Origin of the sequence: Pannonibacter phragmitetus, assembly GCF_050510895.1 — a bacterium.
Classification (GTDB): Bacteria; Pseudomonadota; Alphaproteobacteria; order Rhizobiales; family Stappiaceae; genus Pannonibacter; species Pannonibacter phragmitetus_B.
The window spans coordinates 3,310,705-3,326,043 of sequence record NZ_JBNINT010000001.1; the positions used below are offsets into that span (position 1 = coordinate 3,310,705).

The 15,339-nt window shown below is 62.2% G+C and carries 15 protein-coding genes, 1 tRNA gene and 1 pseudogene; 8 read left to right on the forward strand and 9 right to left on the reverse strand.

Translation table 11 applies throughout. From position 1 onward, the window contains the following. Positions 1–56: 56 nt before the first annotated feature. Positions 57–875, reverse strand: a complete 819-nt coding sequence (locus ACQB61_RS15780) for a MerR family transcriptional regulator (protein WP_430513387.1) — start codon at positions 873–875, stop codon at positions 57–59. A 145-nt stretch (positions 876–1,020) separates the two neighbouring features. Here ACQB61_RS15780 and ACQB61_RS15785 point away from each other — a divergent pair, with 145 nt between their 5' ends. Then, positions 1,021–2,298, forward strand: a complete 1,278-nt coding sequence (locus tag ACQB61_RS15785; protein ID WP_430513388.1) for a 4-aminobutyrate--2-oxoglutarate transaminase — start codon at positions 1,021–1,023, stop codon at positions 2,296–2,298. 3 nt (positions 2,299–2,301) lie between these two features. Then, positions 2,302–3,780: an NAD-dependent succinate-semialdehyde dehydrogenase gene (locus ACQB61_RS15790; protein WP_430513389.1), complete on the forward strand. Its 1,479-nt coding sequence runs from the start codon at positions 2,302–2,304 to the stop codon at positions 3,778–3,780. Between the two features lie 100 nt (positions 3,781–3,880). Here ACQB61_RS15790 and ACQB61_RS15795 read toward each other — a convergent pair whose 3' ends face one another. Continuing rightward, on the reverse strand, positions 3,881–4,099 hold the full coding sequence (locus ACQB61_RS15795; RefSeq protein ID WP_430513390.1) for a helix-turn-helix domain-containing protein: 219 nt from the start codon (positions 4,097–4,099) through the stop codon (positions 3,881–3,883). A gap of 10 nt (positions 4,100–4,109) precedes the next feature. After that, positions 4,110–4,712 (reverse strand): DUF2975 domain-containing protein, encoded by a 603-nt coding sequence (locus tag ACQB61_RS15800; protein ID WP_430513391.1) that lies wholly within the window; start codon positions 4,710–4,712, stop codon positions 4,110–4,112. A 603-nt stretch (positions 4,713–5,315) separates the two neighbouring features. On the opposite strand from ACQB61_RS15800, the gene ACQB61_RS15805 reads away from it, so the two are divergent. Beyond that, positions 5,316–6,020 (forward strand): outer membrane protein, encoded by a 705-nt coding sequence (locus ACQB61_RS15805; RefSeq protein ID WP_430513392.1) that lies wholly within the window; start codon positions 5,316–5,318, stop codon positions 6,018–6,020. 369 nt (positions 6,021–6,389) lie between these two features. Here the strand turns inward: ACQB61_RS15805 and ACQB61_RS15810 are convergent, their stop codons facing one another. The 3 genes from ACQB61_RS15810 to ACQB61_RS15820 are packed head-to-tail and all read right to left on the reverse strand — an operon-like array spanning position 6,390 to position 8,702. After that, positions 6,390–6,923 (reverse strand): acyl-CoA dehydrogenase family protein, encoded by a 534-nt coding sequence (locus ACQB61_RS15810; RefSeq protein ID WP_430513393.1) that lies wholly within the window; start codon positions 6,921–6,923, stop codon positions 6,390–6,392. After that, positions 6,854–7,525 (reverse strand): acyl-CoA dehydrogenase family protein, encoded by a 672-nt coding sequence (locus tag ACQB61_RS15815; protein WP_430513394.1) that lies wholly within the window; start codon positions 7,523–7,525, stop codon positions 6,854–6,856. Before ACQB61_RS15815 ends, ACQB61_RS15810 begins: the two co-directional genes overlap by 70 nt. Further along, on the reverse strand, positions 7,515–8,702 hold the full coding sequence (locus tag ACQB61_RS15820) for a CaiB/BaiF CoA transferase family protein (RefSeq protein ID WP_430513395.1): 1,188 nt from the start codon (positions 8,700–8,702) through the stop codon (positions 7,515–7,517). The genes ACQB61_RS15815 and ACQB61_RS15820 overlap by 11 nt, the downstream gene beginning before the upstream one ends. A gap of 97 nt (positions 8,703–8,799) precedes the next feature. Between ACQB61_RS15820 and ACQB61_RS15825 the strand changes: the two genes are divergently transcribed. Together ACQB61_RS15825 and ACQB61_RS15830 are read left to right on the forward strand one after the other, a co-directional pair. Further along, positions 8,800–9,723: a LysR family transcriptional regulator gene (locus ACQB61_RS15825; RefSeq protein WP_430513396.1), complete on the forward strand. Its 924-nt coding sequence runs from the start codon at positions 8,800–8,802 to the stop codon at positions 9,721–9,723. Between the two features lie 473 nt (positions 9,724–10,196). After that, positions 10,197–10,391, forward strand: a pseudogene (locus ACQB61_RS15830) (IS630 family transposase); the annotation flags it as partial. Between the two features lie 38 nt (positions 10,392–10,429). Here ACQB61_RS15830 and ACQB61_RS15835 read toward each other — a convergent pair. From ACQB61_RS15835 to ACQB61_RS15845, 3 genes are all read right to left on the reverse strand, one after another. Then, positions 10,430–10,508, reverse strand: a tRNA-Cys gene (locus tag ACQB61_RS15835). Positions 10,509–10,924: 416 nt separating this feature from the next. After that, complete coding sequence (locus ACQB61_RS15840) at positions 10,925–12,136, reverse strand: sensor histidine kinase (protein ID WP_430513397.1); 1,212 nt, start codon at positions 12,134–12,136, stop codon at positions 10,925–10,927. Then, positions 12,136–12,441 carry a hypothetical protein gene (locus tag ACQB61_RS15845; protein ID WP_430513398.1) on the reverse strand — a complete coding sequence of 102 codons (306 nt, stop codon included), beginning with the start codon at positions 12,439–12,441 and terminating at the stop codon, positions 12,136–12,138. The genes ACQB61_RS15840 and ACQB61_RS15845 overlap by 1 nt, the downstream gene beginning before the upstream one ends. Positions 12,442–12,829: 388 nt before the next feature. On the opposite strand from ACQB61_RS15845, the gene rpmH reads away from it, so the two are divergent. The 3 genes from rpmH (at position 12,830) to yidC (ending at position 15,292) form a co-directional block, all read left to right on the forward strand. Beyond that, positions 12,830–12,964 carry a 50S ribosomal protein L34 gene (rpmH, locus tag ACQB61_RS15850; protein WP_026355454.1) on the forward strand — a complete coding sequence of 45 codons (135 nt, stop codon included), beginning with the start codon at positions 12,830–12,832 and terminating at the stop codon, positions 12,962–12,964. Positions 12,965–13,030: 66 nt separating this feature from the next. Beyond that, positions 13,031–13,462: a ribonuclease P protein component gene (gene rnpA, locus ACQB61_RS15855; RefSeq protein ID WP_430513399.1), complete on the forward strand. Its 432-nt coding sequence runs from the start codon at positions 13,031–13,033 to the stop codon at positions 13,460–13,462. Positions 13,463–13,471: 9 nt separating this feature from the next. Then, the gene (gene yidC / locus ACQB61_RS15860; RefSeq protein ID WP_430513400.1) at positions 13,472–15,292 is read left to right on the forward strand and encodes a membrane protein insertase YidC; all 1,821 of its coding nucleotides are present in this window, start codon (positions 13,472–13,474) and stop codon (positions 15,290–15,292) included. Positions 15,293–15,339 lie beyond the last annotated feature (47 nt).

Genomic DNA, 15,339 nt, shown 5'->3' on the forward strand with positions numbered 1-15,339 from the left:
CACCACCGCACCACACTGGCCGTTCCCTCCCGGCCTCCCTTTCGCCTTCAGGCTCCTCAGAACGAGGCCGGAGTGTTGACCCACAGAAGCACGGTTTCACCATCGCTGAGGTTGCGCCAGGAATGCGGGCGGCGGCTTTCGAAGTAGAAGGAGTCGCCCGCCTGAAGCGTGATGAAGCGGTCCTGCTCCAGAACGATTTCCAGCGACCCGGACAGCACATGGACGAACTCCTCGCCCTCGTGCGCATAGGCGCCTTCGCTCGACGCGCCGGGGGCGAGCACGAAGCGGTGGCACTCCATCTGGAACGGCCCTTCCGCCAGCACCTGCACCACGACCCCCGACGCCGTGGGCGGCCAGCTGGCCCAGGTGCCGCTGCGCACCAGAGATTCACCCGTCCCACTGCCCTGCGTACCCGTAAGGCCTGCCAGCGTTGTGCCGAAATGCCCTGCCAGATCCCGCAGCGCTTTCAGCGACAGCCCCTGCGAGGTGCGCTCGAACGTGGACAGCACGGAAGATGACACCCCGATAGCCATGCTAACATGTCCCAGCGTCTGCCCTGCCTCCCGCCGCAGATGGCGGAACTTCGGCCCCAGCTGCGGCACAGCGGTGCGGCGGGTAGCCTTGCGCTGCCGGGATGGCTTGCCCGCCGTTTCCGCCAGCCCCTCGCGGATGGCAGCCGGATTGATCCCCTTTTCCTGCCGCAGCCAGCTGATTTTCTTCAGCTGCTCCACATGGGCCTCGCTGTAGAGCCGCTGGCCCTTGTCCGTGCGCAGCGGCTCGATCAGGCCCTGGCTCTCCCAAAGCCGCAGCGTGGACGCAGATACTCCGGCCATGCGCGCCGCTTCGGCGATCTTGAAACGCACCGGTTCTGTCATGGCTTTGCGCCGCTCCGCTGTCCGAATCCTCAAGGCACTAAAAAGTGGCACAGGCGGGATTGCAACTCTACAGAAAAAATGTAGAGTTTTGACCTGGTGGTGCGGACTGGCAATTTTCGCCATGTTTCCCTGTCTGGAGATAAAGATGCAGAATTCACAGATCGCGGCCCGGCGGGCTGCTGCAATTTCACGCGGTGTCGGCGTGACGACGCAGGTCTATGCCCACAAGGCCGAGAATGCCGAGATCTGGGATGTGGAAGGCCGCCGCTACATCGATTTTGCGGCAGGCATCGCCGTGGTCAACACCGGCCACCGGCACCCGAAGGTGATCGAAGCCGTGAAGGCGCAGCTCGACAGCTTCACCCACACCTGCCACCAGGTCGTGCCTTACGAGAACTATGTGGCGCTGGCCGAGAAACTGAACGCTGCCGTGCCCGGCGATTTTGCCAAGAAGACCATCTTCGTCACCACCGGCGCCGAAGCGGTGGAAAATGCCGTCAAGATCGCCCGTGCGGCCACGAACCGGCCTGCCGTCATCGCCTTCACCGGCGCCTTCCATGGCCGCACCTTCATGGGCATGACGCTGACTGGCAAGGTGCAGCCCTACAAGGCCGGTTTCGGTGCCATGATGCCGGATGTGTTCCACGTGCCTTTCCCCGTTGAGCTGCATGGCGTTTCCGTTGAGGACACGCTCTCCGTGCTCGACAAGCTGTTCAAGGCGGATGTGGACCCGGCCCGCGTTGCCGCTTTCATCATCGAGCCCGTGCAGGGCGAAGGCGGCTTCTATGAAGTGCCGCGCGCCTTCATGGAAAAGCTACAGGAGATCGCCCGCAAGCACGGCATCCTGCTGATTGCCGACGAAGTGCAGACCGGCTTTGCCCGCACCGGCAAACTCTTCGCCATGGAGCATTACGGCGTGGTGCCGGACATCACCACCATGGCCAAGGGCCTCGGCGGCGGCTTCCCGATTGCGGCCGTCACGGGCCGGGCCGAGATCATGGATGCCCCTGCCCCCGGCGGCCTGGGCGGCACTTATGGCGGCAACCCGATTGGCGTTGCAGCCGGTCTCGCCGTGCTGGAAGTGATCGAGGAAGAGCGCCTGTGCGAGCGCGCTGTCAACCTCGGCAACCGGCTGAAGCAGCGCCTTTCCGGCCTTGCCGCCAGCGTGCCGCAGATCGCCGATGTGCGCGGCCCCGGCTTCATGAATGCGGTGGAGTTCAACATTCCGGGAACCACCACGCCGGACCCGGAGTTCACCAACAGGGTACGCGAAAAGGCGCTGGAGCGCGGCTTGATCCTTCTCACCTGCGGCGTCTACGGTAACGTCATCCGTTTCCTTGCGCCCGTCACCATTCCCGATGATGTGTTCAGCGAGGCGCTGGACATTCTCGAAGCCGCGCTTCTGAGCGCGAAGGAAGGCTGAACCATGACGATTTCCAACTCTCTCCTGTCCCGCCTGAAGGACGCTTCGCTCGTCACCGACAAGGCCTATATCAACGGCTCCTGGCGCTCGGCCAGCGAGAGCGGTGCCACCTTTGAGGTTACCAACCCGGCCAACGGCGAGGTCATCGCCACCCTGCCGGACATGGGCCGCGAGGAAACCGCGCAGGCGATCGACGCCGCCCATGCGGCACAAGTGGCCTGGGCCGCCCGCACGGGCAAGGACCGGGCAGCCGTGCTGCGCAAGCTCTTCGACCTGATGGTCGCCAATGCCGATGATCTGGCCACCATCCTGACCATGGAAATGGGCAAGCCCTGGGCCGAAGCGCGCGGCGAAATCCTCTACGGCGCCTCCTACATGGAATGGTTCGCCGAAGAGGCCAAGCGCGTCTACGGCGACACCATCCCCGGCCACCAGCCGGACAAGCGCATCATCATCATCCGCCAGCCGGTGGGTGTGGTCGCCGCCATCACCCCGTGGAATTTCCCCAATGCTATGCTGGCGCGCAAGCTCGCCCCGGCGCTGGCAGCCGGCTGCGCCATGGTGTCCAAACCCGCCGCCGAAACCCCGCTGTCCGCCCTGTCCCTTGCCGTGCTCGCAGAGCGCGCCGGTCTTCCGGCAGGCCTCTACAACGTGATCCTGGGCACCGATGCGCCCGCCATCGGCCAGGAATTCACCAGCAACGCCAAGGTGCGCAAGCTCACCTTCACCGGCTCCACCGAGGTTGGCCGCATCCTGATGCGTCAGGGCGCGGATAACATCATGAAGCTGGGGCTGGAACTGGGCGGCAACGCGCCCTTCATCGTCTTTGAGGATGCCGATCTCGACGCCGCCGTCGAAGGCGCCATGGTCTCGAAGTACCGCAACAACGGACAGACCTGCGTCTGCGCCAACCGCATCTACGTGCATGCGGATGTCTACGACGCCTTCGCCGAAAAGCTCGCGGCCAAGGTATCAGCCATGAAGGTGGGTGACGGTTTCGAGGAAGGCGTCAATGCCGGTCCGCTGATTGATGACGCCGCCCTTGCCAAGGTCAACGATCACATCGCCGACGCCACCTCCAAGGGCGCCAAGGTGATGCTGGGCGGCAAGACGCACCAGCGCGGCGGTCTGTTCTTCGAGCCGACGGTGCTGACCGACGTGACCCCGGCCATGAAGATTGCCCGCGAGGAAACCTTCGGCCCGGTCGCACCTCTCTTCCGCTTCAATACCGAGGCGGACGTGATCGCCATGGCCAACAACACGGAGTTCGGCCTCGCCTCCTATTTCTACTCCCGCGATGTGTCGAAGATCTTCCGCGTCGCCGAGGCGCTGGAATACGGCATGGTCGGCATCAACACCGGCCTCATCTCCACCGAAGTCGCCCCCTTCGGCGGCATCAAGCAGTCCGGCCAGGGCCGCGAAGGCTCCCGCTATGGCCTCGAGGACTACACCGAGATGAAATACCTCTGCCTCAGCATCTGAGGACAGCGAAAGACTGAAACGCAAATCCCCCGGAGCTGACAGGCTTCGGGGGATTTTTTGGGGATGTTGAGGCCCGGATGCTCCACGCAGTGACCCCGCGCTAACCGGCACTCTCTTCGCGCTGGTAAATGAGAATATCACCTGGCTGGCATTCAAGCACTTCGCAGATCCGCTCCAGTGTCTCGAAGCGGACACCCTTTACCTTGCCGGACTTCAGCAAGGAGACATTCTGCTCCGTAATACCAATTTTCTCGGCCAGTTCCTTTGACCGCATCTTGCGGCGGGCGAGCATGACGTCAAGTTCGATGATGATGGGCATGACAGGGACCTCAGACGAACTGCTGGTTTTCTTCATGCGCGAGGGCCGCTTCGCGCATCACCCATCCGAACAGAAGCACAAGTGCGCCCATAACCAGGAACAGGATCTGTCCACCTTCCAGGGAAAGGGAGAACTGCTTTTCCCCGGCGGGCAAATCGAGTGTCATCAACACTGAGCTGACCGGATCGAACGCCAGATCCATAGCGCCAAGGCACACCAGCCACCAACCCGCCTGGACGACGCAAGACAAGGTGTGGCTGGAGAAAAAGTCGAGCTGAGCAAACTGGGTGAAGAGCTGGCGCAGTCTCCACAGCATCATCAGCATGGCATCGAGCAGGACAAGCAGGAACAGAGTTACGCCAATGCGCTGCGTGAGGCTGAGATCCAGAATGACGCGGTTAACATCACCGATGTCAACCGTCTCAGATGGGTCAAGGCCGAGCAGCCACGGTGCGAGAAGCTGCAAGCAGACCAGCAAGCCCAACAGACCCGTAACGGCAACAAGTCCGGTTAGTATCCACTTCATGCAGATCGAGACGGACTGAATGCGCTGCAGGCGAAATGCCCGTTCATTGCTGAGTTCGGATGGGGATACACGGCTACCGGACGTCATGGAAAACCTCCTCATGATCTTTCCAGGCTCGCTTGTAGCCCCCGGCGCGACAGCTCGCAATCAAAAAACAATGCTATTGACAAAAAAATATAATTACTTCATTTGAAAATTATTGTTAGACAGTAAGAAAATATAAAACTCAGCCTGCCCGGACCGGTGGAATCTATCCGTCCCCGGACAGCTTGCCAGTCTGCCATCACTTCACTGGAGAAGAACCCATGCGTGTTTCCGCAGCTTCCTGCAAACACACCGGCGGCCCCATGCCTGCACGGGCAATCGCCGCAGCACTTTTGTCCACCGCCCTGCTCGTCGCAGCAGCCTTGGCTGCAGGCCCCTTCAGTGTGACTCCAGATCAAACAAGGGACGGGACAAACGCAGCGCCCGAGTTCCGTGAAATCTGCCCGGGCAGCTTTTGCAGGATCCGGCTCTAGGCATAGCGGAGCCCCTAAAAATAATGCTATTGACAAAAAAATCAGAATCAAACATCAATAAATTATCGTTTTGCATTAATTTTACAATGCAACCGATTGTGTAATTGAAGTGCCATCTCCGCCGCCAGTGACACTGCTGGCGCAGCGGTTATCAACCGGAGCAGAACTCTCTATGCGTCTTTCCTTTGTTTCCCTGAGCCGCTCTGCCGTCCGCACAGGAGTACGCGGCCTCGCTGTGGCGATTGTTTACTCGGCTGCATTGCCAGCCTTTGCCGCCGATTTGCCCGGCAGCCTGCCGGACTATGAGAACACCGGTGCTCACGAGCACGGGAAACCGCGCTTTGCCGGCGGCTACATGGGCCTTGCGGCCGGACTGTCCGGCAAGACTGACAAAAGCAAGGATAGCGGCAAGAAGTCCTCGTCGCGGATGGACGCGGCCTTTGGTCTATTCGGTGGCTACAACTGGCAGGTAGGCAATGCTGTCGCCGGTGTAGAAGGCTCTGCCATGTATCTCGGCAACAAAAAGACAGCCGTAGGAACCGGTGCACTTAGCGGCATACGCGCCCATTCGCCCTGGGCGGCGGACATCAAAGGCCGCGTCGGGATGCCGATGGGTCATTTCATGCCCTATCTGTCGGCAGGCGTTGCCCTGACACAGCACACCTATCAAATGCAAGGCTTCAAGGACAAGAAGTCTGTCTCTGTGCGGCCGGTGGTCGGTGGCGGTCTGGAGATGGCCATGGCTGGCAACATGCGCCTGCGCGCCGACTACACGCTGACGATGGGCAGCAACAAGAAGCAGTCTTTCGGCTCCACGAGTTTCAAGGAAAGCTCCACCAGTCACCGTCTGATGTTTGGTGCGTCCTACGCCTTTTAACTCCTCTCAAGGCTGAAAACACACCAGACAGGGCTGCCCGTTGAATGGTAGCCCAGCCTCTTGCGGCCGTTCCGTCATCGCTGCCCGCCGGGTGGAGCGGCCGCAAGAGTGAACTGACCCGGCATGCCACCAAATTGACATTGGTCACGCATCTAACCTCTGCGAGGCAAAAACGCCCCCTTATGGAGCGCCTTTCTGTTGTCTTGCTAGACCTCGGAGGAAGCGCCAAACGAAGGGGAGACAGGGGTGATGTGTCAGCCTCTCGGCACCGGGGTGATGCTGGTCCGCAAGGACACCTTCGGCCCTGTCGCCCCGCTCTTCCGCTTCAAGAGCGGGGCAGACGTGATCGCCATTCCCGGAACTAAATATCTAGCTCAGCAGGTCACGGGCAATGATGGTTCGCTGGATCTCAGAGGAACCTTCGTAGATCCGGAAGATCCGCAGGTCCCGCAGGTGGCGTTCCAGCGGAAAGTCGCGGGTGTAGCCGTATCCGCCGTGGATTTGCAGCGCCCGGTCTGCAATGCGCCAGGCCGCCTCGCTAGCGTAGAGCTTGGCAAAGGCGGAGTCCCGCGAATAGCGCTCTCCCGTTCCGCGCTTGCGGGCGGCCTGCAACCCCAGGGCCCGCGCAGCCGCCAGTTCGGTGGCACAGTCGGCCAGCATCCATTGCAGCCCCTGGAAACTGCCGATCGGCTGTCCGCCGACCTCGCGTTCCCTGGCATAGGACACAGCCGCATCCAGCGCGGCGCGTGCAATGCCGGTGGCCTGAGCAGCCACTTCGATACGGCCATTGTCCAGTACCTTCATCGCGGTGCGGAACCCGGTGCCTTCGTCGCCTAGCCGGTTTTCCGCAGGCACGTGGCAGTCGAACGAGACCGGGAACACATGGCCGCCGCGCAGGCCCATGGTTTCCTCGTGCCTGCCGATCTCCACCCCTCGATCCTGGCCGGCTCCACCACGAAAGCGCTGACCCCGCGGGCGCCGGCAGCACTGTCTGTCTTGGCGTAGACTACAATAAAATCCGCCTCTCCCGCATTGGAGATGAAGCACTTGGAGCCCTTCAGCCGGTAGCCGTCGCCGTCGCGGGTGGCGGTGCTGCGCATGTCCGCCGGGTTGGAGCCGGCCATCGGTTCCGTCAGGGCAAAGGCCCCCAGAGCCTCACCCGCCGCTGCGGCAGGCAGAATGCGCTGCTTCAGCGCTTCATCCGCGCCCAGAAGCAGCGAATCCGTGGCCAGGAAATGCGCGGTCAGCATTGAGGCGGTGGAGCCGCAGGCCCCCGCGATGGCCTCCACCGCACAGTAGAGCGCCGGCCCGGACAGGCCGATGCCGCCATAAGCTTCGGGCAGGTTCATCCCCATGATGCCCATCTCGGCCAACGCCGGACGATGCAGGGTCGCAAATCGGGACTTTGCATCGATTTCGGCGGCGGCAGGCGCCAGTATCTTTCTGGAGAACCGTTCGATCTGGCCGATGACGGCCTGTTCTTCGCTGTTCAGGTCAAGGCTCATCGGGGTTCTCCTGCTTGTGCCGCAGTTGTTGCAGAATATCCTGGGTGTGGGCGCCCAGGGCGGGCGCCGGCCGGCGCCCGCCCCGCGGCGCACCGCTAAAATGCACCGGTTGCTCTGGCACGGTGACAGTGCCGAGGGCGGGATGCTCCACTGTTGATGCCAGCCCGCGAGCGCGCACTTGCGGCGAGTTCCAGGCCTCGGATACCGAGCACAGGGCCGCAGCCGGAATGCCCGCCTCGGACAGAATCGCTACAGCCTCCTTCGCGTTGCGGTCGGCGGCCCAGCTTTCGATGTGCTGCGCCAGCGCCGGCTCGTTCTGCCGCCGCAAGGCATCGCTGGCAAAACGCGGATCGCCCGCCAGGTCCGGCGCGCCGATGGCGGCCGCGAAACGCTCGAACAGCCGGTCGTTCAGCACCGCGACGGTGAATCCGCCGTCACTCGCCGGATAGGTGCCGAAGGGGGCCGAAAGCGCATGCTTGTTGCCCGTCCGTCTTGGCGTCTCACCCGCCATCAGAGCCCGGCAGGCCGCAACCGGCATCATCGACACCAACGAGTCGTAGAGCGCCAGATCGACATGCCGCCCCCTGCCGCTGCAGCTGCGGTCGAACAGCGCCACCATTGCCCCGAAGGCCGCGAACATGCCGCCGGCAACGTCGGCAAAGGCTTCGCCGACCATCATGGGCGGCCCGTCTCCGGCGCCAGTCATATCCATCAGCCCGCTCATCGCCTGGATGATGACGTCATAGGCCGGCAGCATCCGGTTCGGGCCTGTCTGGCCGAACCCGGACACAGAAACATAGACCAGCCTGGGACAGGCCTCGCACAGCGCCTGCGCCCCCAACCCGAACCGCTCCATCACACCGGGGCGGAAGTTTTCGACCAGTACGTCGCACTCCGCCGCCAGCGCGCGGGCCGCCGCCGCTCCTTCTTCGGATTTCAGATCCAGAATGATCGATTTCTTGCCGCGGTTCACCGATTGGAACAGCAGGCTCTCGCCGTCCCTGAACGGACCGATATGGCGGTAATCGTCGCCCGCAGGAGGCTCGACCTTGATAACCTCCGCACCCAGATCGGCCATCAGCGCCGTGCAGTAGGGCCCGGCCAGAACGCGGGAGAAATCCAGCACCCGAACACCCTCGAGCGGCTTGCGGCCTGCGGTTCTGTTAGTTTCGAACATGCATCCCCCATCATTTGTTTACTGGAGGATAGCGTCCGGTTGGGTATACTCGGAAATAAGAGCGCGATATAAAGGATATTCTCGTTTGAATATACCATTGAACTTCCGTCAAGTCGAAGTCCTGCTGGCAGTCGCGGACACCGGAAGCACCGCTGCGGCAAGCCGCGCGCTGAATACCTCGCAGCCCGCAGTTTCGCTGGCCATTTCCCGCTGCGAGGAAGTGTTCGGGCAGAAGCTTTTCATCCGTATCCCCGGACGCGGGATGGAACTGACCCCATTCGGGCAATACAAGCTCGCCCAGTTGCGCGAATTGGAGAAGCAGGCGCGCTGGGTCCTGAGCGGCGGTGAAGGAACGCCGGAATTCTTGCATCTCGGGGTGTTTTCCACCCTGGGGCCGCGCCACGCTCCGCAGTTGGTGCGAAACTTTCTGAACGCCCACCCCAACACCGAAGTCCGTATCCTTGAAGGCGACCTGCAAACGCTGTTCGACTGGCTCAGCGAGGGCCGGATTGACTTGGCGCTGCTCTACGATTTCGGTATTCCGTCCGACTTCGTCATCAGGCCCCTGGCCGCGGCCGAGCCCTATGCCCTGCTGCCGCAGGGACACAGGCTCGCCGGACGGAGCAGCCTGCACGGCGAAGAGCTGGCACAGGAGCCGGTCATCCTGGTGAACCTGCCGCACAGCCGCAGCTATTTCCTGTCGCTGTTGCAGAATGCCAGCGTCCCGGTACGGGTCGCCCACGAAACCGGCTCGATTGAAATGCTGCGATCAATGGTGGCCAACGGGTTCGGTATCGGCCTGTTGGCAACTGACCTGCCTGGCGACACCTGTTACGATGGCAGTCCAGTAGTCCGTGTGCCTCTGGCCGGCCATCCGCCACCGCATCGGATTGCCATTGCCCATCGCGGCGCGACGCTTCGGCGGCCAGTCATTCAGGCTTTTACAGCCTTTACCGAAGCCTATTTCAGCTCGCCAACCCGAGCACCAAGCGCCTGCGGAAGCAATTCTGCGGCACCATGAACTGTGGACCGCAGTATCACTGCCTTCAATTATATCCATGAATTCTGCGCCGACTGGCGGCATTCAATCACTGTTGAGGCCCTCGCGGACGCAGATCAGGCAGTCGAATGCCCTTTTGCTCTCCATCCCTCTTCTATGTAGGGCGCAGCCATGACAGCGCGTCTGAATAGGCTTTCGAGCCTCTTGAATCGGATGGGACAGCCTCCTTCGATGGATCTGCGTGTTCGCTTGATCGCGGCGATTGATGAGGGGATGAGCTGCCGGGCGGCTGCGGCCCGATTTGACGTTGCGCCTTCTACGGCGATCCGGCGGCACGCGCAGCAGTGCGATGTTGGCCACTTTGAACCCAAGGCCCAAGGCGGCGACATGCGCTCGCATCAGTCGAGGCGAAAGCGACCGGCATTCTTGAGCTTTGGGAAGCCAACCGGGACATCACCATGGATGAACTGCGCACCGAGCTGTTGAAGATCTAGGCGGCGGGCGCCACGCTCCGGTTCTTTCCGCCCTACAGTCCGGATTTCAGCCCCGTCGAAAAAGCATTCCCGCGCCTGAAAGCGATGCTCCGAAAGGCCGGAGAACGTACCGTGTCAGGCCTGTGCAACCTCATCGGCAAACTCGTCGACATCTTCAAGCCGAGAGACGACGCAAACGACTTCGCATCATGTTGATATGATACAGAATGGCCGGAAAACGCTCTGAGAAGAAATGGCGCGCCCGAAAGGATTCTGAACCTCTGACCCCCAGATTCTGTAGTCTGGTGCTCTATCCAGCTGAGCTACGGGCGCGCATTGCCTGTGTGAGGCAGTGTCCGGTTGCTGGCCTTCAGGATAAACCGTTGAAGGAACCGGACAGCTGTTCGTTCACCGCGTTGCCGCGGCGGCTGCGAACGAGGGGTATCTACCGGCCTCCCGGCCGGAATGCAAGGGGCGTTTTCGAGTTTTTTATCGCGCACCGGAAAACCGCAGTCTCTTGCGGAAAAATAACAGGCACGCCGCTGTGCATGGCGGTGGATAACATATCCGGCAAAGGGCCCTGGCGAACATGCCTTCGCAAAAGCCATCAATCTGATTTGCTCATGGGGCCGGAACAGCATCCACCCCGCCGTGAAGACTGACGCCTCGCTCCACCAACCACTTGCCTACGCATAACCAGACGCAGAGAGGCCGGCGCGTCTCGATGGGTCAGGCTTGCCGCAAGCCTGTCACGCCTCCGGCGCGGCGCGCTGGGGCAGCTGAATGCAGAAGGTGGTGCCAGGGCCTGTTTCTTCCAGCACGAGGCGTCCGCCATGGGCGCGCACGATTTCAAGGGCGATGGCAAGACCCAGGCCGGTGCCGCCGTTCTTTGTTCCGCTCTGGAAGGCCCGGAATAGGCCCGCACGCACGGCAGGGGGAATGCCGGGCCCCGTATCCCTGACACGGATGAGGCATTCGCCTTCAACCAGCGCCGCTTCAATGGTCAGCCGGCAGACATGTGCGGCATCTGCCCCTGCCTCCATGGCCTGAACAGCATTGCGGCACAGATTCACCAGCACCCGGAACAGCTGCTCCGGGTCTGCCTCCAGCTCGAAGCCTTCGGCCACGCGGCTCTCGAATTCAATGTCCGGGTGCTCGGCAAGCGCCAGCAGCTCGGCCACGTCGCTCACCACCCGCTCGAGGCGGATCAGGCGGCGGCGCGGCGGCTCTTCCCGTGCCTTGCCATAGGCCATCACGGCCTGGGTGTAGCCGACCGCACGATCCAGCGTCGCCAGAATCTTCGGCACCAGCCGCTTCACGGTTGGATCGGGCACATGCTCGATACGCTCCATGAAGAGCTGTGCCGAGGCCAGAAGGTTGCGCAGGTCGTGATTGATCTTGGAAACGGCAAGGCCGAGGTCAGCCAGCCTCTGCTTCTGGTGCAGGGCGCGGGAAAGGCCCTGCTGCATGTCCGCCAGCCGCTTTTCCGCATCGCCGATCTCGTCGTCACGTCCGCCCGGTACAATGATGCGCGCCGTATCCTCAGGGTCTTCGGCAAAACGGGCCATGGACGCCGACAACCGCTGAAGCGGGCGCACGAACATCCAGCGCAGCGCCAGGTAGACGAGGCTGGCCGTGATCACCGAGATGATCAGCGTCAGCCCGAGGATGCGGCCCGAGAAGGCCAGCATGTCCTTGCGCAGCATTGAGACCGGGAGGACGATGTCCACCTTCTGCACGTCATCACCGGCGCTGGAGCCCATCGGCAGCGGCTGGCTGACGCGCATCAGGCCGGAGCCATCGGAGAAGAGCACCTCGACACTGTCGCGGATGGCGCTCAAGGGCGTCTCCTTCTCCATGTCGATGACATAGCGGATCTCCTCCGGCAGGCCGCTCATGGCAATCAGGCTGCGGCGGCCCTTGTGGGTGAGGGAGATGGCGACGGCGCCCGTCACCCGCATCAGTTCTTCCTGAAGGCGGGGGCGATGGTGTTGGTTTCGGACAGGACGGCAGCGGCCACACCGGCGGTGTTGAGCTTGTCCTTCAGCCAGGTGTTGCGGAAATTGGCGACTGACGGCACATAGACGAAGACTTCCGACAGCATGACGAAAAGCACCGTCAGCAGCAGCAGCTTGGCAGACAGTCCTGCAGAGCGGCGCCGGGCCGTGGCGCCTGCGGGAACAGAGGCGGGCGGGACGGCGGGCAGCCCTTCACCGGGGGATGGAACGGCCCCTCCGGACGCCATGGGCGGCTGTTCGTGCTTCATCACTCTGCTCCAGCGCCCCTCATCCGCCCCAAGCACCTGCTTCTGCTTTATAACGTGGCACGGGCGCCATGTCAGCTACCCCGCCGTCAAGCCGCCGCACGCAGGCGATTCCCCAACGCAACGGCAGATGCGGGCAGCCAGCCGGATGGCAGAACCTGAGCCAGCTGTGTAAATCCTGCCTCCAGCGGCCCGAAGGCAGGGCAAAGCCATGCAATGGCGCGGGAAAAGGCGGTTCTGCGTTGACTCACCGCCAGAGCCCTCGTATAAGCGCGCTCGACTCGGACCGGCATCCGGCCTGTCTCATGGAGCAGGCTTGCCTTGTGGCGGCAGGATGCATCCAGCCTCAAGTTTCAAATAAAAGGGCCGCGCGACGGCGCGGAATAGAAAAATGAAGCGTACGTATCAACCCAGCCGCCTCGTCCGCAAGCGCCGTCATGGCTTCCGCGCACGCATGGCGACCAAGAATGGCCGTTTGGTCCTGTCCCGCCGCCGGGCAAAGGGCCGTAAGAGCCTGAGCGCCTGATAGCGCCCTGCAGCGGCGCTTCGGACCCACCCTTTCGAGGCTCTGGATTTCAGAACGCCGCAGCACATGAAAACTCTTAAAAAGCGCTCCGAGTTTCTGGCCGTCGCCAAAGGTGGACGGACAGACCGGCGCGCTTTTGCGTTACAGGGCCTGAAACGAACCGATGAAGGCCCCGCCCGCGTCGGCTATACGGTGACCAAGAAGACCGGCAACGCGGTCGAGCGGAACCGGATCAAGAGAAGGCTGCGCGCGGCTGTTGCGCAACTTGAGGACGAGACCGTGCCATCCGGTGCGGATTTTGTGATCATCGGACGCCGCGCCGCATTGAATCAGCCCTTTGCAGATCTGGTCAGAGAGCTTAACTCAGGGCTCAAGCCTGCTCTGGAGCGCAAGGGCAACGGATCATGGCAGGGCCGCCGCGACAACCGCAAGCCAAAGGCTGGCGGGAAGGCACAAGGCAAGGAACCCGCACAGGGGTCAGGACAGAGACAGGGGTAACCGCAGCTCATGGCTGACAACCGCAACACTTTCATCGCCATCGCGCTGTCGCTGGTGGTCCTTCTTGGGTGGCAGTACTTCGTGGCCCGCCCGCAGCTGGAGCAGCAGCAGCAGCAAGCCGCCCAGCAGCAGGCCGAGGCGCAGCAGGGTGCCAACCCCGCACCGGGCGTAACACCGGGAGCCACTCCGGACAGCACCGCTGCCGGCGTTCCGGGCACCGCCGGCGCCGCCACTGGCCCTCTCAGCCGTGAGCAGGCCATTGCCGCCTCGCCGCGCGTCACCATCGAGACACCTCGCCTGACCGGCTCCATCAGCCTTACCGGTGCACGCGTCGATGACCTGCGCCTGAAGGACTACCGGGAGACCGTCGAGAAAGACAGCCCGCTTATCACCCTGTTCTCACCCCGTGGCACGCAGGGCGCCTATTATGCCGACAACGGCTGGGTGTCCGAGCCTGGCGCACAGATTACCCTGCCCGGCGCAGACACGGTGTGGACCGTTGCAGGTGAAGACAAGCTGACACCCGGCACGCCGGTTACCCTGACCTGGGACAATGGCCAGGGCGTGGTGTTCAACCGCACCTTCTCCATCGACGAGAACTACATGTTCAAGGTCACCCAGTCGGTGACCAACAACACAGGCAATGGGCTGACGCTCTATCCCTACAGCCTGATTGTCCGCAATGGCACGCCGCACACGGCAGGCTTCTACATTCTGCATGAAGGCCTGATCGGCGTTGCCGGCGACGAAGGTCTGCTGGAGGTCAAGTATAAGGACCTTGCAGAAGAGGGCAAGAAGGTCCCCGCGAAGTCCAATCGCGGCTGGATCGGCATTACCGACAAGTACTGGGCGGCAACGGTTGCTCCGGCTCCAGGCACGAGCTTCCAGCCGAGCTTCAGCTACAACAAGGCAACCGACAACTTCCAGGCTGACTACCTTGGCGATGCACTGACCGTCGCTGCAGGCGCCACGCAGGAAGCCAGCACCTACCTCTTCGCCGGTGCCAAGGAGACCAAGCTTCTGGCCTCCTACGAAGAGAGCATCGGCATTGACCGCTTCGACCTACTGGTTGACTGGGGCTGGTTCTATTTCTTGACTAAGCCGATGTTCTACGTCATCGACTGGCTGTTCCATCTGGTTGGCAACTTCGGTATCGCCATCCTGCTGGTGACAGTTCTGGTCAAGGCCATCTTCTTCCCGCTGGCCAACAAGTCCTATGTGTCCATGAGCAAGATGAAGCTCGTGCAGCCGCAGATGATGGACATCCGTGAGAAGTACAAGGACGACAAGGCCAAGCAGCAGCAGGCCCTGATGGAGCTGTACAAGACCGAAAAGATCAATCCGCTGGCGGGCTGTCTTCCGGTCGTGGTGCAGATCCCGGTGTTCTTCTCGCTCTACAAGGTTCTGTTCGTCACCATCGAAATGCGCCACGCGCCCTTCTTTGGCTGGATCCAGGACCTGTCTGCGCCGGATCCCACGACGATCTTCAACCTGTTCGGCCTGATCGACTGGACGCCTCCGCACATGTTGATGCTGGGCATCTGGCCGATCATCATGGGTATCACCATGTTCCTCCAGATGAAGATGAACCCGGCGCCGACCGATCCGGCCCAGCAGATCGTCTTCACCTGGATGCCCGTGCTCTTCACCTTCATGCTGGCGTCTTTCCCGGCCGGTCTGGTGATCTACTGGGCCTGGAACAACAGCCTGTCGATCACCCAGCAGTACATCATCATGCGCCGTCAGGGCGTGAAGATGGAGCTTTGGGGTAACGTCAAGGACACGTTCAAGCGCAAGAAGGCTGCGCCTGAAGCGGAAAAGAAGAGCTGATCCAGTCCTCTTCAGCACAAGAGTTCGAAGGGCCTGCCACTCGGCAG